Source organism: Janthinobacterium sp. NKUCC06_STL, assembly GCF_019345455.1.
In the GTDB taxonomy this organism is placed as follows: Bacteria; Pseudomonadota; Gammaproteobacteria; order Burkholderiales; family Burkholderiaceae_D; genus Janthinobacterium; species Janthinobacterium rivuli.
The window spans coordinates 1-816 of record NZ_JAHKQY010000026.1; the positions used below are offsets into that span (position 1 = coordinate 1).

General features: G+C 53.9%; 1 protein-coding gene. It reads right to left on the reverse strand.

Annotation, left to right across the window (positions count from 1 at the left end):
* Nucleotides 1-813, reverse strand: an 813-nt coding sequence (locus KO539_RS29810; protein ID WP_257626560.1) for an IS110 family transposase, incomplete at its 3' end; no start/stop codon positions are given.
* Nucleotides 814-816 lie beyond the last annotated feature (3 nt).

Below are 816 nucleotides of genomic sequence, written 5' to 3' on the forward strand. Positions count from 1 at the left end.
CGCATCAAAGGGCCTGTCATTGTGGATCACTCCATAGATCAGATGTGCTAGTTTGTGCATGATCGCGCCAATTACGGCTTTTTTCGCCATGCCCGTTGCAGACAAGCGTTCTGCAAAACGGCAGAGAATGGGATTGTAGCGACGTGCGACCAAGCTGGGCATGTAAAGCGCGGCGCGCAGCGAGGTATTGCCGGTACGACTGATCATCGTGCGTCCCTTCACTGAAGTGCCTGAATTACGCTGACGAGGAGTGACGCCAAGAAAGGCAGCAAATGCCTTGGCGTTGCAAAACCGACGAATATCGCCTAACTGGCCCAGGATTCTTGCGGCTGTGGCCATGCCAACACCAGGGATGCTGACAAGAAGCTGAGCATCATGTTTCAGCCTGGGATGGCGATCAATATGATCGTTAATGTCACTCTCCAGCTTCGCAATTTCAGCGCTCAACCAAGCAATGTGCTGATGCACATGTGCCGCGACATCTTCCATGCCGATGAAAGCATTGGCTTCCAGCCGGTTTTCTTCCTGCTGGCGTATATCTTTGAGTGCCTGCACACGCAGCGTCCATGCCCGCAACTGGCGCTGCTCTAGCGGTGGCGGCAGCCATGCTGCCGGTCGCATCGCTGCGCAATAACGCGCAATGAGCGCCGCATCGATGGCGTCATTTTTATTGCGGATATTTTCACTGGCGCCAAAACCCTTAATGCAGGCAGGATTGACTACGCTAACAATGAGTCCTTCTTGATGCAAGGCCAGCGCCACTGGCTCAGAATAGACTCCAGTGGCTTCCATACAGACGTGTATTGACGACATCGG